The organism is Coleofasciculus sp. LEGE 07092, from assembly GCF_015207375.1.
Taxonomy (GTDB): Bacteria; Cyanobacteriota; Cyanobacteriia; order Cyanobacteriales; family Coleofasciculaceae; genus LEGE-07092.
Window position 1 is genome coordinate 1 of record NZ_JADEWY010000036.1, and the last position, 18,718, is coordinate 18,718.

The 18,718-nt window shown below is 45.6% G+C and carries 15 protein-coding genes, 1 tRNA gene and 2 pseudogenes; 5 read left to right on the forward strand and 13 right to left on the reverse strand.

The window, feature by feature from the left end; translation table 11 throughout:
- Positions 1-107 precede the first annotated feature (107 nt).
- Positions 108-596: a PfkB family carbohydrate kinase gene (locus tag IQ257_RS11050; RefSeq protein WP_193880807.1), complete on the reverse strand. Its 489-nt coding sequence runs from the start codon at positions 594-596 to the stop codon at positions 108-110.
- A gap of 130 nt (positions 597-726) precedes the next feature.
- On the opposite strand from IQ257_RS11050, the gene pgsA reads away from it, so the two are divergent.
- Positions 727-1,284, forward strand: a complete 558-nt coding sequence (gene pgsA, locus IQ257_RS11055; RefSeq protein WP_193880810.1) for a CDP-diacylglycerol--glycerol-3-phosphate 3-phosphatidyltransferase — start codon at positions 727-729, stop codon at positions 1,282-1,284.
- Here the strand turns inward: pgsA and IQ257_RS11060 are convergent.
- The 4 genes from IQ257_RS11060 to IQ257_RS11075 all read right to left on the reverse strand — a co-directional run bounded on the left by IQ257_RS11060 (position 1,230) and on the right by IQ257_RS11075 (position 4,157).
- Positions 1,230-2,165 (reverse strand): NAD-dependent epimerase/dehydratase family protein, encoded by a 936-nt coding sequence (locus IQ257_RS11060; RefSeq protein WP_193880813.1) that lies wholly within the window; start codon positions 2,163-2,165, stop codon positions 1,230-1,232. The two genes, pgsA and IQ257_RS11060, sit on opposite strands and share 55 nt — an antisense overlap.
- Positions 2,166-2,329: 164 nt before the next feature.
- Positions 2,330-2,402: transfer RNA gene (locus IQ257_RS11065), tRNA-Glu, on the reverse strand.
- Between the two features lie 74 nt (positions 2,403-2,476).
- Positions 2,477-3,517: a glucokinase gene (locus IQ257_RS11070; RefSeq protein ID WP_193880816.1), complete on the reverse strand. Its 1,041-nt coding sequence runs from the start codon at positions 3,515-3,517 to the stop codon at positions 2,477-2,479.
- Position 3,518: 1 nt separating this feature from the next.
- Positions 3,519-4,157 carry a histidine phosphatase family protein gene (locus IQ257_RS11075; protein ID WP_193880818.1) on the reverse strand — a complete coding sequence of 213 codons (639 nt, stop codon included), beginning with the start codon at positions 4,155-4,157 and terminating at the stop codon, positions 3,519-3,521.
- A 430-nt stretch (positions 4,158-4,587) separates the two neighbouring features.
- Here IQ257_RS11075 and IQ257_RS11080 point away from each other — a divergent pair, with 430 nt between their 5' ends.
- From IQ257_RS11080 to IQ257_RS11095, 4 genes and pseudogenes are all read left to right on the forward strand, one after another.
- Positions 4,588-5,547, forward strand: a complete 960-nt coding sequence (locus IQ257_RS11080) for an RNA polymerase sigma factor, RpoD/SigA family (protein WP_193880821.1) — start codon at positions 4,588-4,590, stop codon at positions 5,545-5,547.
- 266 nt (positions 5,548-5,813) lie between these two features.
- Entirely contained in the window at positions 5,814-6,158 is a 345-nt protein-coding gene (locus IQ257_RS11085; protein WP_193880824.1) for a DUF760 domain-containing protein, read from the forward strand.
- Between the two features lie 84 nt (positions 6,159-6,242).
- Positions 6,243-6,791, forward strand: a pseudogene (gene mutT / locus IQ257_RS11090) (8-oxo-dGTP diphosphatase MutT); the annotation flags it as partial.
- A gap of 466 nt (positions 6,792-7,257) precedes the next feature.
- On the forward strand, positions 7,258-7,485 hold the full coding sequence (locus IQ257_RS11095; protein WP_193880830.1) for a hypothetical protein: 228 nt from the start codon (positions 7,258-7,260) through the stop codon (positions 7,483-7,485).
- Positions 7,486-7,555: 70 nt separating this feature from the next.
- On the opposite strand, the gene IQ257_RS11100 is transcribed toward IQ257_RS11095, so the two are convergent.
- The 8 genes and pseudogenes from IQ257_RS11100 to IQ257_RS31160 all read right to left on the reverse strand — a co-directional run.
- Positions 7,556-7,936, reverse strand: a complete 381-nt coding sequence (locus tag IQ257_RS11100; RefSeq protein WP_228060619.1) for a DUF86 domain-containing protein — start codon at positions 7,934-7,936, stop codon at positions 7,556-7,558.
- Entirely contained in the window at positions 7,923-8,237 is a 315-nt protein-coding gene (locus IQ257_RS11105) for a nucleotidyltransferase family protein (RefSeq protein ID WP_193880833.1), read from the reverse strand. Before IQ257_RS11105 ends, IQ257_RS11100 begins: the two co-directional genes overlap by 14 nt.
- Positions 8,238-12,104: a magnesium chelatase subunit H gene (gene bchH / locus IQ257_RS11110; RefSeq protein ID WP_193933040.1), complete on the reverse strand. Its 3,867-nt coding sequence runs from the start codon at positions 12,102-12,104 to the stop codon at positions 8,238-8,240.
- Between the two features lie 333 nt (positions 12,105-12,437).
- Positions 12,438-15,263: a PAS domain-containing protein gene (locus IQ257_RS11115; RefSeq protein ID WP_193874471.1), complete on the reverse strand. Its 2,826-nt coding sequence runs from the start codon at positions 15,261-15,263 to the stop codon at positions 12,438-12,440.
- A 152-nt stretch (positions 15,264-15,415) separates the two neighbouring features.
- Entirely contained in the window at positions 15,416-16,012 is a 597-nt protein-coding gene (locus IQ257_RS11120; protein ID WP_193874469.1) for a macro domain-containing protein, read from the reverse strand.
- A gap of 186 nt (positions 16,013-16,198) precedes the next feature.
- Positions 16,199-16,759, reverse strand: coding sequence for a WD40 repeat domain-containing protein (locus IQ257_RS11125; RefSeq protein WP_193874467.1), 561 nt, complete (start codon positions 16,757-16,759; stop codon positions 16,199-16,201).
- 143 nt (positions 16,760-16,902) lie between these two features.
- Positions 16,903-17,373, reverse strand: a complete 471-nt coding sequence (locus IQ257_RS11130; protein ID WP_193874465.1) for a WD40 repeat domain-containing protein — start codon at positions 17,371-17,373, stop codon at positions 16,903-16,905.
- A 154-nt stretch (positions 17,374-17,527) separates the two neighbouring features.
- Positions 17,528-18,709 (reverse strand): annotated as a pseudogene (locus IQ257_RS31160) (AAA-like domain-containing protein); the annotation flags it as partial.
- Positions 18,710-18,718 lie beyond the last annotated feature (9 nt).

Here is an 18,718-nt window from a genome sequence, read left to right on the forward strand (position 1 = left end):
TCCCCTATGCTCATTGTCACTTCTGGTGTTTCCATATCGCTTACTGATACAGTCTTCATCCTATTATCTACTCAATCAGGAAGAAATGACAAGAGGTGATTAGGAAATTAGTTAGAGTTACTAACCCCTACAGAATGTGCGGTTCGGGCGGCTGAGAGTACGGCGGATACTGGAATTTCCAACTGCATCAATAAAGCCACAGCACCCGGTAAAAGAGGCTGGAGGCGTCCGACATCGGTTTCGTTAAGCCGTCCATTAGCACCAGGGGTAATAACAATTTGATTTTCGCCTGCATCATCGACACTAATAACAGCAACGCCAGAAGTCGTTCGGGCATCCAGCAAAATGCCATCAGTATGAACACCAGCCCCTTGCAAGCTAGCCAGAAGCTGACGCCCAAACTCATCATTTCCCAAACGCCCAACCAGGTGAGTTGGGATACCCAACTGCGATGCGGCTACGGCTTGATTAGCACCTTTACCACCAGGAGCTGTAAAAAATTCATACCCTTGTAGCGTTTCACCCGCAACGGGTAATTGAGGAACTCTGGTGACTAAATCAATGTTGATGCTACCAAAAACAATAATTGGTTTCATGGTTGCTCTCTTACGAGATTTCGACACTTGCCTAGACAATGGGATAATCGAGGTCTTCTCCTTAGGGTATAGGTCGAAAACCTATTCTATGAGTTATGACGTAGAAAGCAGTACTTAAACTCACTCGTTTATGAATATACCCAACTCGATTAGCTTTTCTCGCTTGCTAGGATTGCCATTTATCTTGTACGGTCTGAATAATCCAACCCCTCTATCACGCTGGATTTGTTTGGGACTATTTCTGGTTGCGGCTGGAACCGATTGGCTCGATGGTTATCTGGCACGTAAACTCGACCAAGTTACAGATTTGGGCAAGTTTCTCGACCCCTTAGTTGATAAGTTACTGGTATTGGCTCCGTTGCTGGCTTTAATTGAACTTGGTCAGGTGCCTGCTTGGGGGGTATTCCTGATTTTAGCGCGGGAATTAACGATCGCGGGTTGGCGAGTCAATCCTAGCTTAACCACACAAATTAGTGGAGCCAATATCTGGGGCAAGCTGAAAACCGTAAGCCAAATTGCTGCGATCGCTCTTTTAATTGCTCCCCTGCCTGAGGCGTGGAAAATTCCTTCCCTGATACTGTTCTGGCTATCCGTTGCCCTAACCTTAATTTCTGGAGGGGTTTACATTGCCCCTCAAATTGCGGCTAATATTTGGTCATCCAATGAGAAATCTACCTCAGCGTCGTGACGATTGGATGTTAAATAATCATTTTGGAAGGAATCGTTCAGACCGGATACCAGGTCATATTCGGGTTGCCACTTCAGTTCACTCATGGCTTTATGCACGTCTGCAAAGAAGTGTTGCGCCCGCATGGGGAAGGCTTTGCGCTTACCAAAATCAAACTGTTTCGGGTCGTAATGCACGATTTGGAGCGCATCGGGTGACTTGCCCGCCGCCGTAGCACAGGCGCGTGCCAACCCATCAAAGGTGACGTAGCGATCGCCTGACACGTTGTAAATTTCCCCTACAGCTTGTTTATTTCCCAGTACCTGGGACATAGCATGGGCTAAATCCTGAACATGACCAAGTTGAGTGATATGCATCCCGTTACCGGGAATGGGGATAGGGCGATCACGGACGATACGATCAAAAAACCAAGCTTCTAAGTCGTTATAATTCTGGGGTCCATAAATATAGGTGGGGCGAATCCCTGTAAAGGGAATACCTTGGCTTTGCAGGTAAGTTTCTGTATGGTGCTTCCCTTTGTGGCGGCTTTTCGGGTCAACGGCGTCTCCCTCTCGATGGGGCAGTTGGTCGGATTTCAAATACACTCCAGCCGAACTCATGTAAATAAAATGCTGCACTCGGTCTTTAAATATCTCTGCTAGGGGTTGAGTGTCACTCAGTTCCCGACCGTTGTTGTCAAAGATAGCATCAAATTCTTCTGAAGATAGCTTCTCTTTAAGTTGAGCTGCATCCGTGCGATCGCCGTGAATCTGCTTGATGTTCTCAACAGGGGCAGGTTTGTTGCCGCGATTGAACAGCACCACGTCATGTCCTTGTTCGAGCAGAATTTTCGTTAAGTAAACTCCGATAAAGCGGGTGCCACCCATGATTAAAATTCGCATACTAGTCCTTTCCTTCAAAGTCCCCTTGTCGGCATTTTACAGGAAGAAAGCGATCACTTTTTCGGGTCTTACTCTCTTAACGAGGCAAGCCAGCCGCCTCTCCATGAAAAGAGGAGTTGCACAACACAAGAGCGTTGGAAGAATAGAATAAATATACTTTTAAATACCCCCAAGGGAATTCGAATCCCTGTCGCCTCCGTGAAAGGGAGGTGTCCTAGGCCTCTAGACGATGGGGGCTTGTTTTTCGCACCTTTTTAAGATTAGCGGCTTTTTCAGTGACTGTCAACATCTTCCTCAAACAAATTGAAAATTTAAAGTCTGGCGGCACAAATAGCTGCCCCGATGAGTCCGACGTCTGGATTCAAGGTGATATGTACAGGTACATTCTCCAGTAGTTGGCTGACCCGACCTTTATTCCCGAACTCTCGCAGGAACCCCCCTTCCTGCATCAACGGCAGAATCTTGGCGGCAATGCCTCCAGCAATGTAAAGCCCGCCGTAGGGCAATAGTTTAATTGCCAAATTACCAGCTTCAGCGCCGTAGGCTTCCACAAACATTTTTAAGGTCTGTTCGCTGAGGCGATCGCTTCCCGCCAATGCCGCTTTAGCGATCGCCGCAGCCGGGTCAACACTTTTTTCGCTGCGCCCCATTTCCTGTTCCCAAGTGCGGATAACTTGTTCAATTTCTGGAGATTCCTGAGCAAACTGCCGATCTCGGAGGAATTGGTAAATGGCAACAATCCCTTGACCTGAAACCACTCGCTCGGCAGAAATGCGCTGGATATCGTACTTTTCTCGCAAATATTGCAAAAGCTGAAATTCTAGCTCGTTGCGGGGTGCAAAGTCGGCGTGTCCCCCTTCTGAGCCAAAAACTTGATAGATGCCATTCTGGGGAATGAGAAATCCCTGTCCTAGACCTGTACCCGCACCAATTACCGCAATCGGGGCGTCAGGTTGTGGGGTTGCTGCTTGCAAGGTACACAAATCTTTGGCTTTTAAGCCGAGGATACCGTAACCAACAGCAGCAAAATCATTAATTAGCGTGATTTTGGAAATTGTGAGTTCTTTCTCTAAGCGTCTGGCATCAAGTACCCAAGATAGATTCGTGAGGTTGGAGGTATCGTTAACTACAGGTCCTGCGATCGCAAAACAGGCTTTCTCTGGATGCAATGCCTTGCCTAGCTGTTTTTCTGCTTCCGACAAGAACTCCTGCACGATTGGGACTAAATCAGGAAAATCGCGGCTGGGATAACGCGCCTCGTGGAGAAACTGCCGCGATTTGTCCGCTAACTCCTCCACCAGTCGCAGAATTGTTTTGGTGCCGCCAATATCTCCAGCCAGTATTAATGTCATGCTAATGAAACCGAATAACGTTCTCAGTTTGACTCAAGTGAGAGGTATCTCCATTGAGTTCCATCACCCATTGTTCCCCCTGACGCACCACTTTGACTAAACAGCACAGAGAAGCGTTAACTTTTGGCGTCCCACCGACTAGTCCTTGGGTAGTACCAACCACGGATGCCCCATGACCTACCAGTAGGATATCGTCTGAGAAGGCTGCTGTTAGCTGCTGTGCTGTTTGACGGGTGCGTGCAAGTACCTGCTCGTTGGTTTCTGGATAGCGAGGTACAACACAGGATAAATAACTGGGGTCAATTCGCGGAAAGCGTTCTTGCAGGAGATCCGTAGGCAACCGTTCTGGCTCCACTTTCATCCATTCGGGATTGAGCCATTCACTCAGACCCAATTCAATTTTAATGGGCAATTCCAGGCGATTGGCTACTTGATTGGCTGTTTGTACAGTGCGCAAAAAAGGTGAGGCGAAAATATGCTTGATTCCTTTACCGATAAGGCGCTGACCCAGTTCCTTGGCTTGTACAATACCATCCTCTGACAGGGGTGGGTCGTAGGGGCGCTCTGCTGTGTTAAACCATTGGGGGTGAACAAAGTCTAAGCGGTTTCCGTGTCGGGCAATCCAGACAGTTTGACTCATGAGTTTGTGACTTTAAAATTTTTCTCATTTTGTTTACCAAGATGCACTTGTCCGAGCGAACTCTGGGTACTCTCTTAATTGGCAGGGTTCTAGAAGAAGCGACACCCACCCACTATTCAAGTTTCCTGCGCTTATTTTTCAGATAATGTTACAATACTTAACTAAATGAGGGGTGACACCTCAGGGTTTTATGAGAACACTACTTATAGAGACGCATCCAGACAGAGATGCTTTGGAGAGTACCTGTAGCCAATGCATAGTCCCCATTGCGGCTAGTCATGATAGTTATGTGCCTTATCCACTCGGTACTCTTGTGTGCAATATAACTTAACGCCTTTCTCATAAATAACGAACTGCCAAATCCTGGTAGTGAACCGAGCCTGAAAACTAGGCTGTTTGCTTGAACTCCATTCATATCAGATCGAGCGCCATGAAAACTGCTCAGACATCAAAAGACCTAGTCCGTACCTACCTGCAAGAAATTGGTCGTGTACCGCTTCTGACCCACGAGCAGGAAATTCTTTATGGAAAACAAGTACAGCGCTTAAATGCGTTAGAGAAGCTCAAAGAGCCGCTAGTATCCAAGTTGGGTCACGAGCCAACGCTTTCGGAATGGGCAGATGCTGCTTCAATATCAGAAGCTGAGTTGCAAGGGTGTATCGCCGCAGGACAAAGAGCTAAACACAAGATGGTGGAAGCAAACTTGCGCCTGGTGGTTTCAGTCGCGAAGAAGTACATTAAGCGCAATGTAGACTTACTGGATTTAATTCAGGAAGGTACGATTGGTATGCAGCGGGGTGTTGAAAAATTCGACCCGACTAAAGGCTATCGCTTCTCAACCTACGCTTATTGGTGGATTCGGCAGGCAATTACCCGCGCGATCGCAGAAAAAGGTCGAACCATTCGCCTTCCCATCCACATTACCGAAAAGCTGAACAAAATTAAGAAAGCCCAGCGTAAACTATCACAGAATCTCGGACGAGCAGCAACCGTTTCGGAATTGGCGATTGAACTAGACTTAACTCCAAAGCAGGTGCGGGAGTACCTGGAGCGATCGCGTCAACCTCTATCGTTGGATCTGCGAGTGGGAGACAATCACGATACAGAACTCGGAGAACTCTTAGAAGATACGGGTCCTTCTCCAGAAGACTTTGTAACCCGCTCTTCAATGCAAATGGACTTAGAAAAGCTGATGGAAGATTTGACGCCTCAGCAACGGGACGTGTTGATGCTGCGTTTTGGTTTAGCAGATGGTCAACCCATGACGCTAGCCACAATTGGCGCTCGCCTCAACATCAGCCGCGAACGAGTGCGACAAATCGAACGGGAGGCACTCTCTAAACTTCGTAAGCGCAAAGCGGATATGCGGGAATATATTGCGGCGAGTTAGTTTGTCATGAGTCATTGGTTATTCGCAGATACCAACCTACATCTGTTACTGAATCCGTTGCTACTTTTTGAGTAAAGGACAAAGGACGGATGACAAATAACTACTGAGGTGAGATAATCCGACGTGAGGGGTTCGGTTCAACCTACTTGGTTACTCGCTCTAGCTTGTTACATTAACTTACAGAGACTAATTCAGTAGAGATAGAAAAAATAAGGGGTTCTCCCTCAGTGGGATGATGGGAGTGATCCGTTGCTAGGAGGTAAAAGGTGAACAATAGAGCTGATCGCACCCCAGAATTTTTTGAAGGCAATGGTGACACAAATTTGTTGTGGCAGTACGTGCAATCTCTGAGTCCAGATACAGTTGCCCACCTATCGAAACCGACATCGTCAGACGTGTTCCAAGTGATGGAACGGAATATTATGGGAATGCTGGGTAGTCTTCCTTCCGAACATTTTGACGTGAGTATCAACACTAGCCGCGAGAATTTGGGACGTTTGCTGGCTTCAGCGATGATTAGCGGTTATTTTCTACGCAACGCCGAACAGCGCATGACCTTTGAAAAGTCGCTGCAAGTGGCTGAACCCCATCCATCGGATAGCGATCGCTAAACATTCCACTCTTTAGTTTAATCGGCAATTCATCGAGCTTACATCCTATTGTTCTCAATCGATGTAGGTAGTTCACAAAAGCAGAGGCAAGCGCTGATGGATTTAGGCGCTACGGTTTGTACGCCCAAAAATCCTAATTGTACCCATTGCCCTTGGAAGGTTCACTGTCAGGCGTACAATCTAGGTATTGCGTCGGAGCTACCCATGCGCGAAACTTCTGCCCCCCTGCCTCATAAAATTATTGGTGTTGCAGTAATTTGGAATGATAAGGGACTTATTTTAATCGATCGCCGACCCGCAGAAGGATTGTTAGGGGGTCTGTGGGAGTTCCCTGGTGGTAAAATCGAGCCAGATGAAACGGTTGAGGAGTGTATCCAGCGGGAAATTAAGGAAGAGTTGGGAATTGAGATTGAAGTGGGTGATCGCTTAATTGTGCTCGACCACGCCTACAGTCATTTTCGCGTTACACTGAACGTTCATCACTGTCGCTATCTCACAGGTATTCCTCAACCGCTGGAGTGCGATGAAATCCGCTGGGTGAGTTTAGATGAAATCGATCAGTTTCCTTTCCCGAAGGCTAACACTCAGATTATTGCGGCATTGCGTCAGGAAAGGGGAGGAGTAAAAGGGTGAGGTGTGCGTTCACGGTAGTTCCCAGCGAAGTTATCCTGAATACATATAGGTGGTTTCAATCCCTGATAGGTATTAAATACGAACACTCTCCTAAACATTTAGCATGGTATACTCTGCAAAATGAGGTAGTATATTAGGTGTGGTTTCAATCCCTGATAGGGATTAAAATTTCATATCGTTTAATCAAATTGCATAGCTTTCTAATTGGTACTTGGGAAGTGTGCAGTAGCTCTAGGGTGTTCTAGGGCGTTACAAGACGAAAAATTTAATTAGATAGCGCTAGGGTGGCTAATTTCACGAATTGAGCTGCTTTAGGGCTATTTTTGATATTTGACAACTATAAGAGGCAGGTTCTATTGTTAATGATGCTTGATTGTTAGCTGATAGGGAGTACCACCCTGAACAGTTAAGCATTCTATTTGTCTTGTAACGTTTTTTTAGGTTTCATCAACCTTAGAGGTAATTTATGTTTGCTAAAACACCCTATTCTCTCCTAGCAAAGCTGGTTGAGAATCCAAAAGAGAGTTTGGAAATTGTCAATGGAGTATTGAAGCTCTACGAATACGAGCAAGCTGAGAAACAACAGCTAATTGCCATAGCTCTAAATGTAGCCAACCGCCAAGGTATCCCTGAAAGAAACAGACCAATTTTTAAGGGCAAAACTAACGAAGAAATTCGCCTGTGGATTGCCTAGTACTCCTAAGCTAATTATCGTTTAAGAACACAATAGCCTTAATAATTAGCCAGCTTTCGGGCTAACCAGGTTATTGTGTCAAATTCTCAATGATTATTCTATCTCTGGTGGCAGGGGTGGTATCAGAGGCTCCAACTGAACAATCAATATGATGATATCGATCTACAACAGCTTTGGTCTGTTGTAGATCGATATCATCATATTGATGGGCTATAACATTCCGTTGCCCAATAATAGAACTCCAAGTAATTTCAGGATGCTCTTGTCGGAAAGCGTCAGACATTCGTCGTGCAGCTTCGCCTAGAATTTCTAACTGTCGCTCAACTGCACTCTGAAGCAAGATACTGTTGAGATAATCTTCGTAAGACAAACCTGTGGTAAATTCTTGAAGGCGACGTGCTGCCTGTAACATATCCCAAAGGTAGCCAGCTTCACGATTATTCGGTGGCATAAATTACCTGCTTTGTACTTAAAATTTCATAGCGTCGGAAAGGATTGCGTAAACAATCTTTTTGCACTAGATCGACTTCGCGCCCAAACAAGATTTCGAGTTCTTCTTTTATTTTGATAATATCCCACAAACTCCATTTAGTATCTGGAGCAAAACTTACCAGCACATCCACATCACTATCTGGGCGAAAATCATCCCGTAAGATAGAACCAAACAAGGCAAACTCTGTGATTTTCCAATGAGTACAGAAAGATGCGATCGCATCCTCCGATACCTCAACTTTCGGGCTAATTGCAGTCATTTAAACCGTCACCCCCTCCAATTCCTCATCCGTCAACTCATACAACTCCCGCAACTTCTGCAACTTCTCCTCAGAAGGTTGCCAGAAACCGCGCCCATTTGCCTCCAACATCCTACCTATAATATTGCGGAACGCCTCCGGATTCGCCTCTCGTAACTTATCCGCCATTTCCGCATCCAACGCATAAGTGTCCGCCGCTTGATCATACACCCAAGACTCTTTAAAATCAGCCGTACCACCCCAACCGATTAACGCTGTCATCCGTTGAGATATTTCATAAGCACCACCAGAACCTTGATTTGCCATTGCATCTGCCCACTTAGGATTGAGTAACTTAGTGCGATACTCTAAACGCAGCAAGTCTTCTAATTTACGAGGCGTCGTATCTTTCGAGAAACTTTCCACAAAACTGGTACTTACCTTTTTCCCCTGTTGCTTTTCTGCTGCCTTTTTTAAACCCCCCGTATTGGCGTAATATTCCTGAATATCCGTTAAACCGTACTCAACCGAATCGATTTCCTGGACAATGTTACTCGTAGTTTGCAATAACTGCTGAAGGATTTCCGGACGCGCTTGTCCTTTATCTTGTCTGCCGTAACTAAATGTATTGCGACTCTGCCAAGTATTGCCCAACTCATCTCCAGATTCCCAATTACCATCTACCACTTGATCATTTACCAGGGAACCAAAATCTCCGGCTGGATTAGAAAACAAGCGGGCAGAAGTATTATCTATGCCTTGCGATCGCAAAACCAAAGCGTGTTTTCTGATAAAATTTTGATCTTCGGGTTCCTCTGCTTCTGCTGCCCGTCGGAACAAGTCATCCAATAATTCAATAATATTGACAAAGCTATCCCGGAAAATCCCCGACAAATTTGCCAGCACATCAATACGGGGATGTCCCACTTTTGCTAAAGGTTTTAACCCATACCTCACAATTCGTCCTGTTCCTTCTTTTATCGGTTCTGCCCCCACTAATTCCAGAAGAATACCCAAAGATTCACCCTTGGTTTTAATTGCATCTAACCCCCAGAGCATCACCGCAACCGTTTCAGGGTACTCCCTATGTTCTTCCAGGTGTTGGGCAATAATTTTCTTCGCAATTTCTCTCCCCCTCTCATAAGCAGCAGGTGAAGGCATACGATAAGGATCGAGGGCGTGAATATTTCGTCCCGTAGGCAATACACCAGCTCCATCTCTCAACAAATCTCCCCCTGGTGCAGGTAGAATATACTCCCCATTTAACCCCCGCAGCAAGTTAGTTAATTCATCAGTCGTTTGCATTAATAAATTAGCAACAGATTTTGTAGCAGATGTAGCGGATGAGTTATTGGTGATTGCAGATTCTTTAACGGTTTGGGTAGCCAACAATTTATCCGTTACATCCGTTACCACATCCGCTGCCACCTCTTCTCCAAAATAAGCTTTTAGATAACTCGTCAATTCCTCCGGAGTGGGAGCTTCACCCAACGTATGCAACCCGGAAGAAAACAAGCGCTGTTCTACCACTTGCAAGTATTCGTAGAGATTGACAAGATAGCGATTAAATGCATCAGCACTAAACATCCGAGCATTTTCTGGTGTGAAGGCAATCCCTAACTTTTTGGCATCTTCAAAGGGGCAATCTGCATCTAATCCAGTATCTAGAATCTTCTGACAAATTGCTTCTTTAAGGGCGTAATTTTTTTGGGTATCTTCTCGATAGTCTGAAATTAAATCTCGCAGTGTCATCAATTCCTTATATAACCCTGCACGACCATAAGGAGGTACATTATGAGAAATCAGCACTCCATAACCCCGGCGTTTTGCTAAAATTGACTCCGAGGGATTATTTGCTGCATAGATATAGAGATTGGGTAAATCTCCTAGCAGAATATCTGACCAAGAATAGCCCGTGTTGCCGAGGGGAGAACCCGGCAACCATTCCACTGTTCCATGCATCCCAAAGTGAACAATTGCATGGGGTTGAAAATCGTTTTGCAGCCATTTATAAAAAGCTGCATATTGGGGATGAGGCGTTAAGTCTTTTTCAAACATTAACCGCATCGGATCGCCTGAAATACCCAGAGGGGGTTGAACGCCTATCCAAACATTTCCTAGCTGAATGCCACCAACGTGGAATTCATCTCCGTAGGTTTTGATACCTGTATCTGTGAGGGATTTCCACTGTTTCTTGATACGAGTAGTTAGCAGATATCCCAGCCATTTTTCTAGGGTTTTAACATTGACGGTAGAACCCCCCCTTGCCCCCCCTTGGTAAGGGGGGGTAGCTTCATCGGCTTCTTTCACCCTGCGGATTAATTCTTCCCCATCTTCAGGTAACTCACCAACGTTGTATCCTTGCTTTTTGAGGGCGTGGAGGAATTTCAGGAGCGATCGCGGTACATTTAATAAAGCGGCTGTTCCAGTTGCCCCGTACCCAGGTGGAAAACCATAAAGAATAATGGCAATTCGTCTATCAGCAGGTGGTGTTTGTCTCAGGGCAATCCAACGTTTGAGGCGTCCAGTCAAACGCTTTAGTCGTTCGGGTATCAGATAAATGTCTTCTCCGACTAAACCACCGAGAGCAACGGTGTCAATGGCTCCATCCAGTTCCGGTAATGCATATAAGACAACTGACTGTAAGCCTCCAATTCCTTGTCGTGTCCAAGAGTGAATATCTTGAATCAACAGGGGGGCAGCAACGATATAGGGGACATTCTTGGCGGTGAGAATGCGTGTTGCGACAGCTACTTGACGTCCTGCTTCCATTGAACCGGCAGGTCCTCCTACTAATGGAAAGCCGATAGTGGAGACAATGGCATCAACTTCTACTGCATCTTTTGATAAAGAAGGCGTTTCGATATTACCCTGCTGACGTTGGGCTATTTCATGGGTGGATGTCATCCAATCTCGTACAGCGACGTGTCCTTCGACACCATTAATAAAGATAGGTAGGGGAATTAATCCAGCCTTTTCAAAGTGGCGAATGAGTTGGGGAATGTAGGGCTGTTTCGTGATAACGTGCTTGCGATACAGCAGAATACCGACAATTGGACTGGCAACGGATTTTGATTCCCCCTTGCCCCCCTTAGAAAGTGGGGTAGATGTAGTCGATGGGCTATCGAATTCTTTAGAGACTTTACCTTTTACAGATAACTTATCCGTTGCTAAATTCGTTGTTATCCGCTGCTGATACCATTCCAGATAGTTTTGTGGGGATTCAAAATAACCGTTATAGTCAGGATGTAGTAATCCCATATTGGGAGTTTCTACTGGGGGCGGAATTTCTCCTACCTTCAACCCCAGGTATTTTTCGGCTAGCATCCAAAACAGGGATGCCACGTTATCGGAACCACCAGCGTTCCAGTATCCGTAAATAATCAGCCAGTTGCGTAAGTCTTGAACTTTTTTGGCGGGAATGTATTTGAGTAGTTTCGGTCCTGTTTTCAAGAAGCTGATATAACCTGCGAGTTTATCTTCTTCTCGCCCATTGCTGAATTTATCGAGAATAAATTTAATGGGCTTGGGCATTCCTTTGGGTTTATCTCCAATTTTGAAGTCACCAAGCTGGGTGAGGCTCATTAATTCCAGGGCAGACTCGAATACCAGACGGATGGGGATAGGTTGGGTTCTTTCGCGCAGCCACAGCACTTGATCATAATCAAAGAGCAGACTACCGAAGAAAACATCGGCATCTTGGAGTGCTGCTTCTACTTTATCGGGTTCGGTGGAGAGGGAGCGATTAGCTTCGCTACCGGGCAAAGCCCGATCGCTAAATACCCGAATATCTAACTCTGGGCAGCGCTTCGTCGCCAAATCAGCCGCCTGCCGATACAAGTTGGCGTTGAAGGATTCAAACCCAGCAATTAAGACGATGCGTTTCATATCCCAAGCTCGAAATACTTCTTCATCTTCGATCTTAAGGGATTGTTAAGTTTTCTACAGATATCCTTTTATTGACGAAACAGGAGATAGAAAAAAAGGCTCGACAACAGATTATGTGAAACGGCAGTACATTGGGAATCTAGGGCTGAACAGGCAGAAGCTCGGTTAGAATCTTTGCTTGAGCGGCTGCGGGAATCAGGAATTGACCCTGATACGTTTTTGGATAGTCACAGATGAAGAGAGTCCTATCGGGGCATAGCGGCTAACAGTTCCTTAACTCACATCTTGCTTGCCCAGTGAAAGGCTTATCTACAAAGGTGCAAGATATCTCAGTTAACAGAGTTGGTCTGAACAAAGACGTCGCAAAGGCAACGTGACGATAAACGTCGTTCCCACCCCAACTTCACTATTTACGGCAATTTGACCCCCATGCAGGTCAACACATTTTTTAACAATGGCTAACCCCAAACCAGTGCCCTCAATTGCGCCAACATTTTTCCCTCGATGAAAAAACTCAAATAGGCGGGGTTGGTCTTCTTTCGGTATACCAAGTCCTCGGTCTTGAACCACGAAAATAGCATTCTCTTGGTCACAAATCAATTCAACGTCCACCGAACCCCCCACCGGAGAATATTTAATGGCATTAAACAGCAAATTATTGAGCAATTGCCGCAGAAGCTTACGATCCATACAGGCTAAAAAGCGTTGACCCTGACTAGTAAAAGTGAGGGTGTAAGAAACCTCACTGGAGAAGCGTTTCCATGTCAACCCCCGCTGGATTTCGGTAATTAATTCCTGGCAAAATTCACGCAGATCAAGGAGTACTGGGTGGAAGGGCAGTTGTCCAGCTTCGGCAATGCCAATAAACAGGGTATCTTCTAACAACTGGAGCATCTGTTTAACTGTCTCTTGAATTAACTGGAGCTGTTCTTTTTCTTCTTCTGGAGTCCAGTCGTAGTATTCGAGTAACTCAGCAGTGGACATTATTGTTGCTAGGGGCGTGCGGAATTCGTGGGAAGTGATAGAAACAAATCGGGATTTGAGATCCCCTAACTCTTTTTCTTTGGCTAAGGCTTTGAGAATTTCAGCTTCCGCTCGTTTGCGTTCTGTGACATCCTCAGCGATGCCAGCAGTGCGCTCAATTAAACCAGATTCGTTTACCACTTGAAAACCCCGCATCCATACCCAACGCTGTAATCCATCTGGGCGTACAATCCGATACTCTTCTTCAAAGATTTTTTGCCCTTTCAGGTGTTTGGCGACAGCAGCAGTGACGCGCTCGCGATCGTCTGGATGCACTGAGTCTAGCCAGAAACTGGGCTGCTCGTAAAGGCTCTGAGGACTGCGCCCCCATATCTCCTCGTAGGCAGGACTGATATAGTAAATTTGGCGCAAATCGGGACTGGTTAAAAAGAAAACCTCACGGATATTTTCGGTGAGTTGGCGGAACTGCTCCTCGCTCTTGCGGAGTGCTTTTTCTGTGGTGGCACGAGTGTTGGCTTCCATCGCCAGTGACACCATGTATGCTGTAGTGCTGGCAAAGCTTTCTTCTTCTAATGTCCAATACCGCTGGGTTCCGGTATGTTCTGCACACAGCACCCCAACCACAATCCCGCCCAGACGAATTGGCACGTCTAACATGGAGGTAATCCCCAAAGGAGTGAGGTAAGAGGCGCAGAACTCCTGGGTGCGTGGATCAGTGTGGGCATCGGTTGCGGCGATGACCTGTTCATTGTCTAGCACTTTGAAGTAGTTTGGGTATTGAGTGGCTGTTAGTTCATAAGCGGCTGAATGGTGCTGGGGTGTCAGTTTATAGAGATCAATACAGCAGAGCGAGGAGCGATCGCTATTGTAGAGCCAGATACTACAGCGTTCCACTTCCAGTGTTTGGGCAACAGTTTCGGTAATTTCCTGCAAGGCAACACTCAACTCCCCGTTGTAAATTGCCTGACAGTGAGCGAGTTCCGACAATGCCCGATGCTGTTTACGCAATCTGGCTTCGCTTTGACGCAAAGCATTCTGTGCCAAAACGCTTTCATACCAAAGTGAGACGGCGGCAGCCGCTGCTCTGAGCAAATCGACTTCCGACGCTTCCCAAGGATGGGCTTGAGTGCAATTATCGAAGCCGATAAACCCAAAAAAATTGCCGTTAACTTTGAGGGGCAAAACTAGAATGGACAGAATACCTTGCGGTTCTAAAATAATGCGTTCTGATTCAGGAAACTCAGCAACGACACCTGCAATCACACGATCCTGGGACAAGTGTTCCACCCAACGAGGAAAAAATTCGTTATAGGAAAGGTTTTGCAGCCTTGGGTTGTCCATTTCCTGTTGAATGCCTAGAGTACACCACTCAGCTCGTTGACTCATCAGCAAGCTGCTGCTAAAATCAGCGTGATTTTCAAAGACGTAAACCCGGCTGGCAGTAGAAACTTGCCCCAAAATAGGCAGGATTTCGTTGTAGGGGCTAAGGTTTAAGGGTTCGTCTGGGTTGTCTCCCTTGAATGCCAGCAGCCGTCCCTGTACTTCGACTAGGGCAGCTAAGTAGCGTTCCCGTTTGGCAAGAGCGGCTTCATTAAGATGGCGTTCTGTAATGTTGTACAAGGTGCCACAAGTGCCAATAATCTGCCCGTCCTCATCCAGGGTGAATTGGGTTAATACCTCAATCCAGCGGTAGTTGCCACAGGTAGTTCGGTAGCGAATTTCGTGGCGGAGGTATTCTTTTTGGCTCTGGATTAATGCTTGAATTTGGTCTTGATAGGATTGCCTATCGTCAGGATGAATGTAATCTAGAGATGAAGTGCCGATGCTATCAGCGATCGCAAAACCTGTAATTTGAGTCCAGGCTGGATTGAGGAACGTCCAGCATCCCTCAGCATCGGTTTGGAAAATTACTTCTCTAACAGTATCAACGACTAACCCGTATTGCTCCTCTCGCCTTCGCAAGTAGTCTTCTACCTGATGACGTTCCTTAATTTCGTGTTTGAGTTGATTAAGGGTGAGGATATAGGCTAGCACCAAGAAAATAGAAAAACAAGTCAGTGCCATTACCCAAGCGGGTAACGCTAAACCCGACTGCCAGGGATAGCAGTACTCGTGGGGAAAATCTATTGATAAGGCGGCTAGCGTAGTCCAGTTGCCATATCCGACTATTGGCATTGAAGCTTATCGGTGAGTTTAAATTAATTGAGTTTTATAGTTATTTGCTAGCTTTTCAGCGCGTATCCGGTATTTCCCTAAAAGTTTTATAAAAACTAAGTTTTTGAGTTTTTTGTCTCTCACATCCGTCTCTGCAGCCACAAGAGCGATCGCTACCCGTTCTTTTGAATTTTTTCTAAAAAATTTTGAATATTCAATTCGTTTATAATTTCTCTCTCATATAGAGCAACGACAACTTCACAAACGTTCTGGTTTTCATCAGATAAATCTATAATTACTTTTTTTAATATAGTTTCCCAAGCGATTTGTTTATCCAGGCATCCTGCTCCTGTACCCAACAAAGGAAATACAATTGTTTTATATCCATAGTGATTTCCTTTCTCCAGGCAATTATGTACCACTTCATTAATTATGTTTGGAGAGGGGAATAATTCAAGCTGCCAATCAATGACTGCACTATGAAATATTTTTTTTGTCGGGAGATTTCCGGCTGATGTCACAACAACATCACCGATAGATAGAGAATTAAAATTCCTAAAATTTTGGCTTTCTGTATAAATCTCTTCGCCACCTATCCGTCTAATCCTGCGAGAGACTCCACCTCTCATACTAAGATAGGTATCATCCGAACTGACGATAACATCTGCGGCAAGATTCGTGATATCCCCTTGATAAATTCTTATTAATTTGTTATTGACTGCAAACTCACCTAGGAACCCTTCTCTTGGTTTATTGGCAACTATTTTCACCAAGCGCTGTTGAGGTTCTATAGTTGCAGCAAATGAGTCAATAGTGTGGTCGATTTTACACTCAGAACTCAGTCGCTCAGGAGCCGCTAGTACTCTGTCAAAGCTAGTTTGACGGGTTACTTTTATCTCCGTGTCCCTCCGCGTCCCCGCGTCCCCAGGTCCCCACGTCCGTCTTAACCCGTCAATTTAAGGTTGACAGACCACTAGTGTGGTAGGGAGTGAGGGAAAATTTGGTCGATTTGATTCTGCTGCAATAGAGTTAGATTTGTTTTTAAGCGTTTTGAGTGCTTCAGGATGAGTGACAAAGTAATCCTTGAGCCAGTCATAACCTCTGGCTAATAATTCCTCTAATCCTTCAACCTGCCACAGACGAACTGTGGCATCATCTCCAGCCGTGACAAGGAGTTTTTCGCTTTCAGAAAAACTCACACTTCTAATTGCCCCTTGATGACCCTTAAATTCGGTCAGCAATTGTCCTGAAATTGTCCAAAGTTTTGCTGTGCCGTCTGTACCTGCTGTGGCAATAATCTGCCCGTCGGAACTAAAACTGATACTGGTAACTTCTCCCTGGTGTGCGTTCCACTCGACTAAATGATGTCCCGATAAATCCCAAAGACAGACAATACCATTTATTCCTGCTGTGGCAACTCGTTGACCATCTGGATGAAAGCTTATACTCTTGAGTTCACCTCGATTGGTGTTCCATTGAGTTAGCACATTTCCACTCAAACCCCAAAGACAAACCATACCGTCTGCTCCTGCGGTAGCGATGCGTTCTGTCTCACCGCTTTGCCAATTAGGACTGCAACTTACACTGTTAACCCAGGTTGAATCCTGAAACTCGTACCAGAAGGTAGTTTGATAGTCACAGTGACCCAGTTCTGCATCAACTAGATTTTTAATTTGCCACCGCAGGGCATTGCCATCGGATAAACTGTACCGTGATCAGTCTTCCATCTAGCCGGATGCTTTTGGGACAAATCCCAAATTTTGACTGTTTCGTCTGTACCCCCAGTAGCAATAAGCTGTTGATTCGGACTAAAGCATACACTATTGACTGAACCTTGATGACGTTTGAGTCGATGCAACTGCTCCCCTGACAAATTCCACAGTCTAGTTATGCCATCTTCTTCTGCTGTTGCTAAACACTGCCCATCAGGGCTAAAACTCAAACTGGTGATTCCCGTTTCACCTTTCCATTGAACTAACTGCTGCCCAGATAAATCCCAGAGTTTGATTATGCTGTTTTCATTAACTGTCGCAACTCTGTCCCCATCAGGGCTAAAATTAAAACTGGTGATTCCTGTTTCACTTTTCCATTCAGCTAACTGCTGCCCGGATAAGTTCCAAACTTTGATCATTCCGTTGTCCCGCTTGTATCGCTAAAAGTAAAGCCTCGATTTGTTGAGACTCAAACAGTTGTAGCGCTTCATTAGCCATCTGCTCCAATGCCTGAATTTCTGTCTGAGAAGAAGTCGGTGTTTCTAACTCCTCCAGTAACAAACCAGCTTCAGCCAAAACCTCATCAACCCAATTTAGGTTGAAAACAGACCCATAAATACGGTTATAAACCTGTAACTTCCCCTGCTGCTTCACCACTAACCCAGACAGCCGAAGTTCCATCTGTTCCGGCGTATCTTTGGCTCTAACTTCCCCGTGTTGTAAGATCTGCCGATACAACAGCAGCAACTGCTCCTTGCGCGGACTCCACAAAATGCGATCGCGTATTGTCCTCAAATGCTCCGGTTCATCGACAGTTTCCCAATTATCAATAATATGCGATCGCACCAGTTCCTCTACCCAAGTGGCAACGGATTCCTTAGCGGATGTAGCGGATGAGTTATCGGTTTCTCCAAAAACCTTATCCTTTTCAACGAACCTATCCGTTACATCCGTTACCCCATCCGCTGCCACATTCGTTGCCACCTGTTCAACCACTAACTTACATAACTTCTGGGTCAAAAATGGCTGTCCCTCTGTCCACGTTAATATCGCGGCTAAAACGTCTTCTGGACTATTGACTTTCCCAACGAACCCCTGAGTTAACGATAACTTGGCTTCCGATAGTTTAAACCCTGTCAATTCAATCGCTCGACCAATATTAAAAGGGGTGCTGAGGTTTCTATCTGCAATCAAATTTGAAGGAGTTGCTACTCCTAATAGGCAAAATGTGAGGCGTTGGTAATCAGAATTGTCAGCACGTTGGTTGTAACAGGCTCGGATAAAGGCAAAAAAGTCATCTCGGAAGGGAATTTTTATGATACTATCAATTTCATCGATAAAAATTACTATAATTCGCGATAATTCTAGTAACAGTACATCTTCAATAAACTCACTCAGTCGCTGCACCGGGGACAACATCTCCCTGTCCCGCCACCAGTTACTAAAATTCACTTTCCTGGAAAGACTAAACCCCCGCAATAACTCCGAAACTACTCCGCCATACCATTCTTCGGGCGTGACATGGCTGCCAATTCGGGTCATGTCAATCGAGGCACATTTCACGCCTTGGGCTTTCAGTTTCTTGGTCATATGCACCCGTAAACTCGACTTGCCCATCTGCCGCGAGTTCAAAACATAACAAAATTCCCCATTCAGCAATCCCTCATAGAGTTCCGAGTCAGCTTTTCGTACTACATAAGTAGGATGCTGATATTCTAAACTTCCCCCGACTTTGTAATAGTTGCAATCTGACATATTATATTC

What these genes read in the sequence shown, in the direction of transcription:
- IQ257_RS11050 (WP_193880807.1), bottom strand. Translation starts at nt 596, where the DNA reads ATGAAACCAATTATTGTTTTTGGTAGCATCAACATTGATTTAGTCACC.
- pgsA (WP_193880810.1), top strand. Translation starts at nt 727, where the DNA reads ATGAATATACCCAACTCGATTAGCTTTTCTCGCTTGCTAGGATTGCCA.
- IQ257_RS11060 (WP_193880813.1), bottom strand. Translation starts at nt 2,165, where the DNA reads ATGCGAATTTTAATCATGGGTGGCACCCGCTTTATCGGAGTTTACTTA.
- IQ257_RS11070 (WP_193880816.1), bottom strand. Translation starts at nt 3,517, where the DNA reads ATGACATTAATACTGGCTGGAGATATTGGCGGCACCAAAACAATTCTG.
- IQ257_RS11075 (WP_193880818.1), bottom strand. Translation starts at nt 4,157, where the DNA reads ATGAGTCAAACTGTCTGGATTGCCCGACACGGAAACCGCTTAGACTTT.
- IQ257_RS11080 (WP_193880821.1), top strand. Translation starts at nt 4,588, where the DNA reads ATGAAAACTGCTCAGACATCAAAAGACCTAGTCCGTACCTACCTGCAA.
- IQ257_RS11095 (WP_193880830.1), top strand. Translation starts at nt 7,258, where the DNA reads ATGTTTGCTAAAACACCCTATTCTCTCCTAGCAAAGCTGGTTGAGAAT.
- IQ257_RS11100 (WP_228060619.1), bottom strand. Translation starts at nt 7,936, where the DNA reads ATGCCACCGAATAATCGTGAAGCTGGCTACCTTTGGGATATGTTACAG.
- IQ257_RS11105 (WP_193880833.1), bottom strand. Translation starts at nt 8,237, where the DNA reads ATGACTGCAATTAGCCCGAAAGTTGAGGTATCGGAGGATGCGATCGCA.
- bchH (WP_193933040.1), bottom strand. Translation starts at nt 12,104, where the DNA reads ATGAAACGCATCGTCTTAATTGCTGGGTTTGAATCCTTCAACGCCAAC.
- IQ257_RS11115 (WP_193874471.1), bottom strand. Translation starts at nt 15,263, where the DNA reads ATGCCAATAGTCGGATATGGCAACTGGACTACGCTAGCCGCCTTATCA.
- IQ257_RS11125 (WP_193874467.1), bottom strand. Translation starts at nt 16,759, where the DNA reads ATGGTTTGTCTTTGGGGTTTGAGTGGAAATGTGCTAACTCAATGGAAC.
- IQ257_RS11130 (WP_193874465.1), bottom strand. Translation starts at nt 17,373, where the DNA reads ATGATCAAAGTTTGGAACTTATCCGGGCAGCAGTTAGCTGAATGGAAA.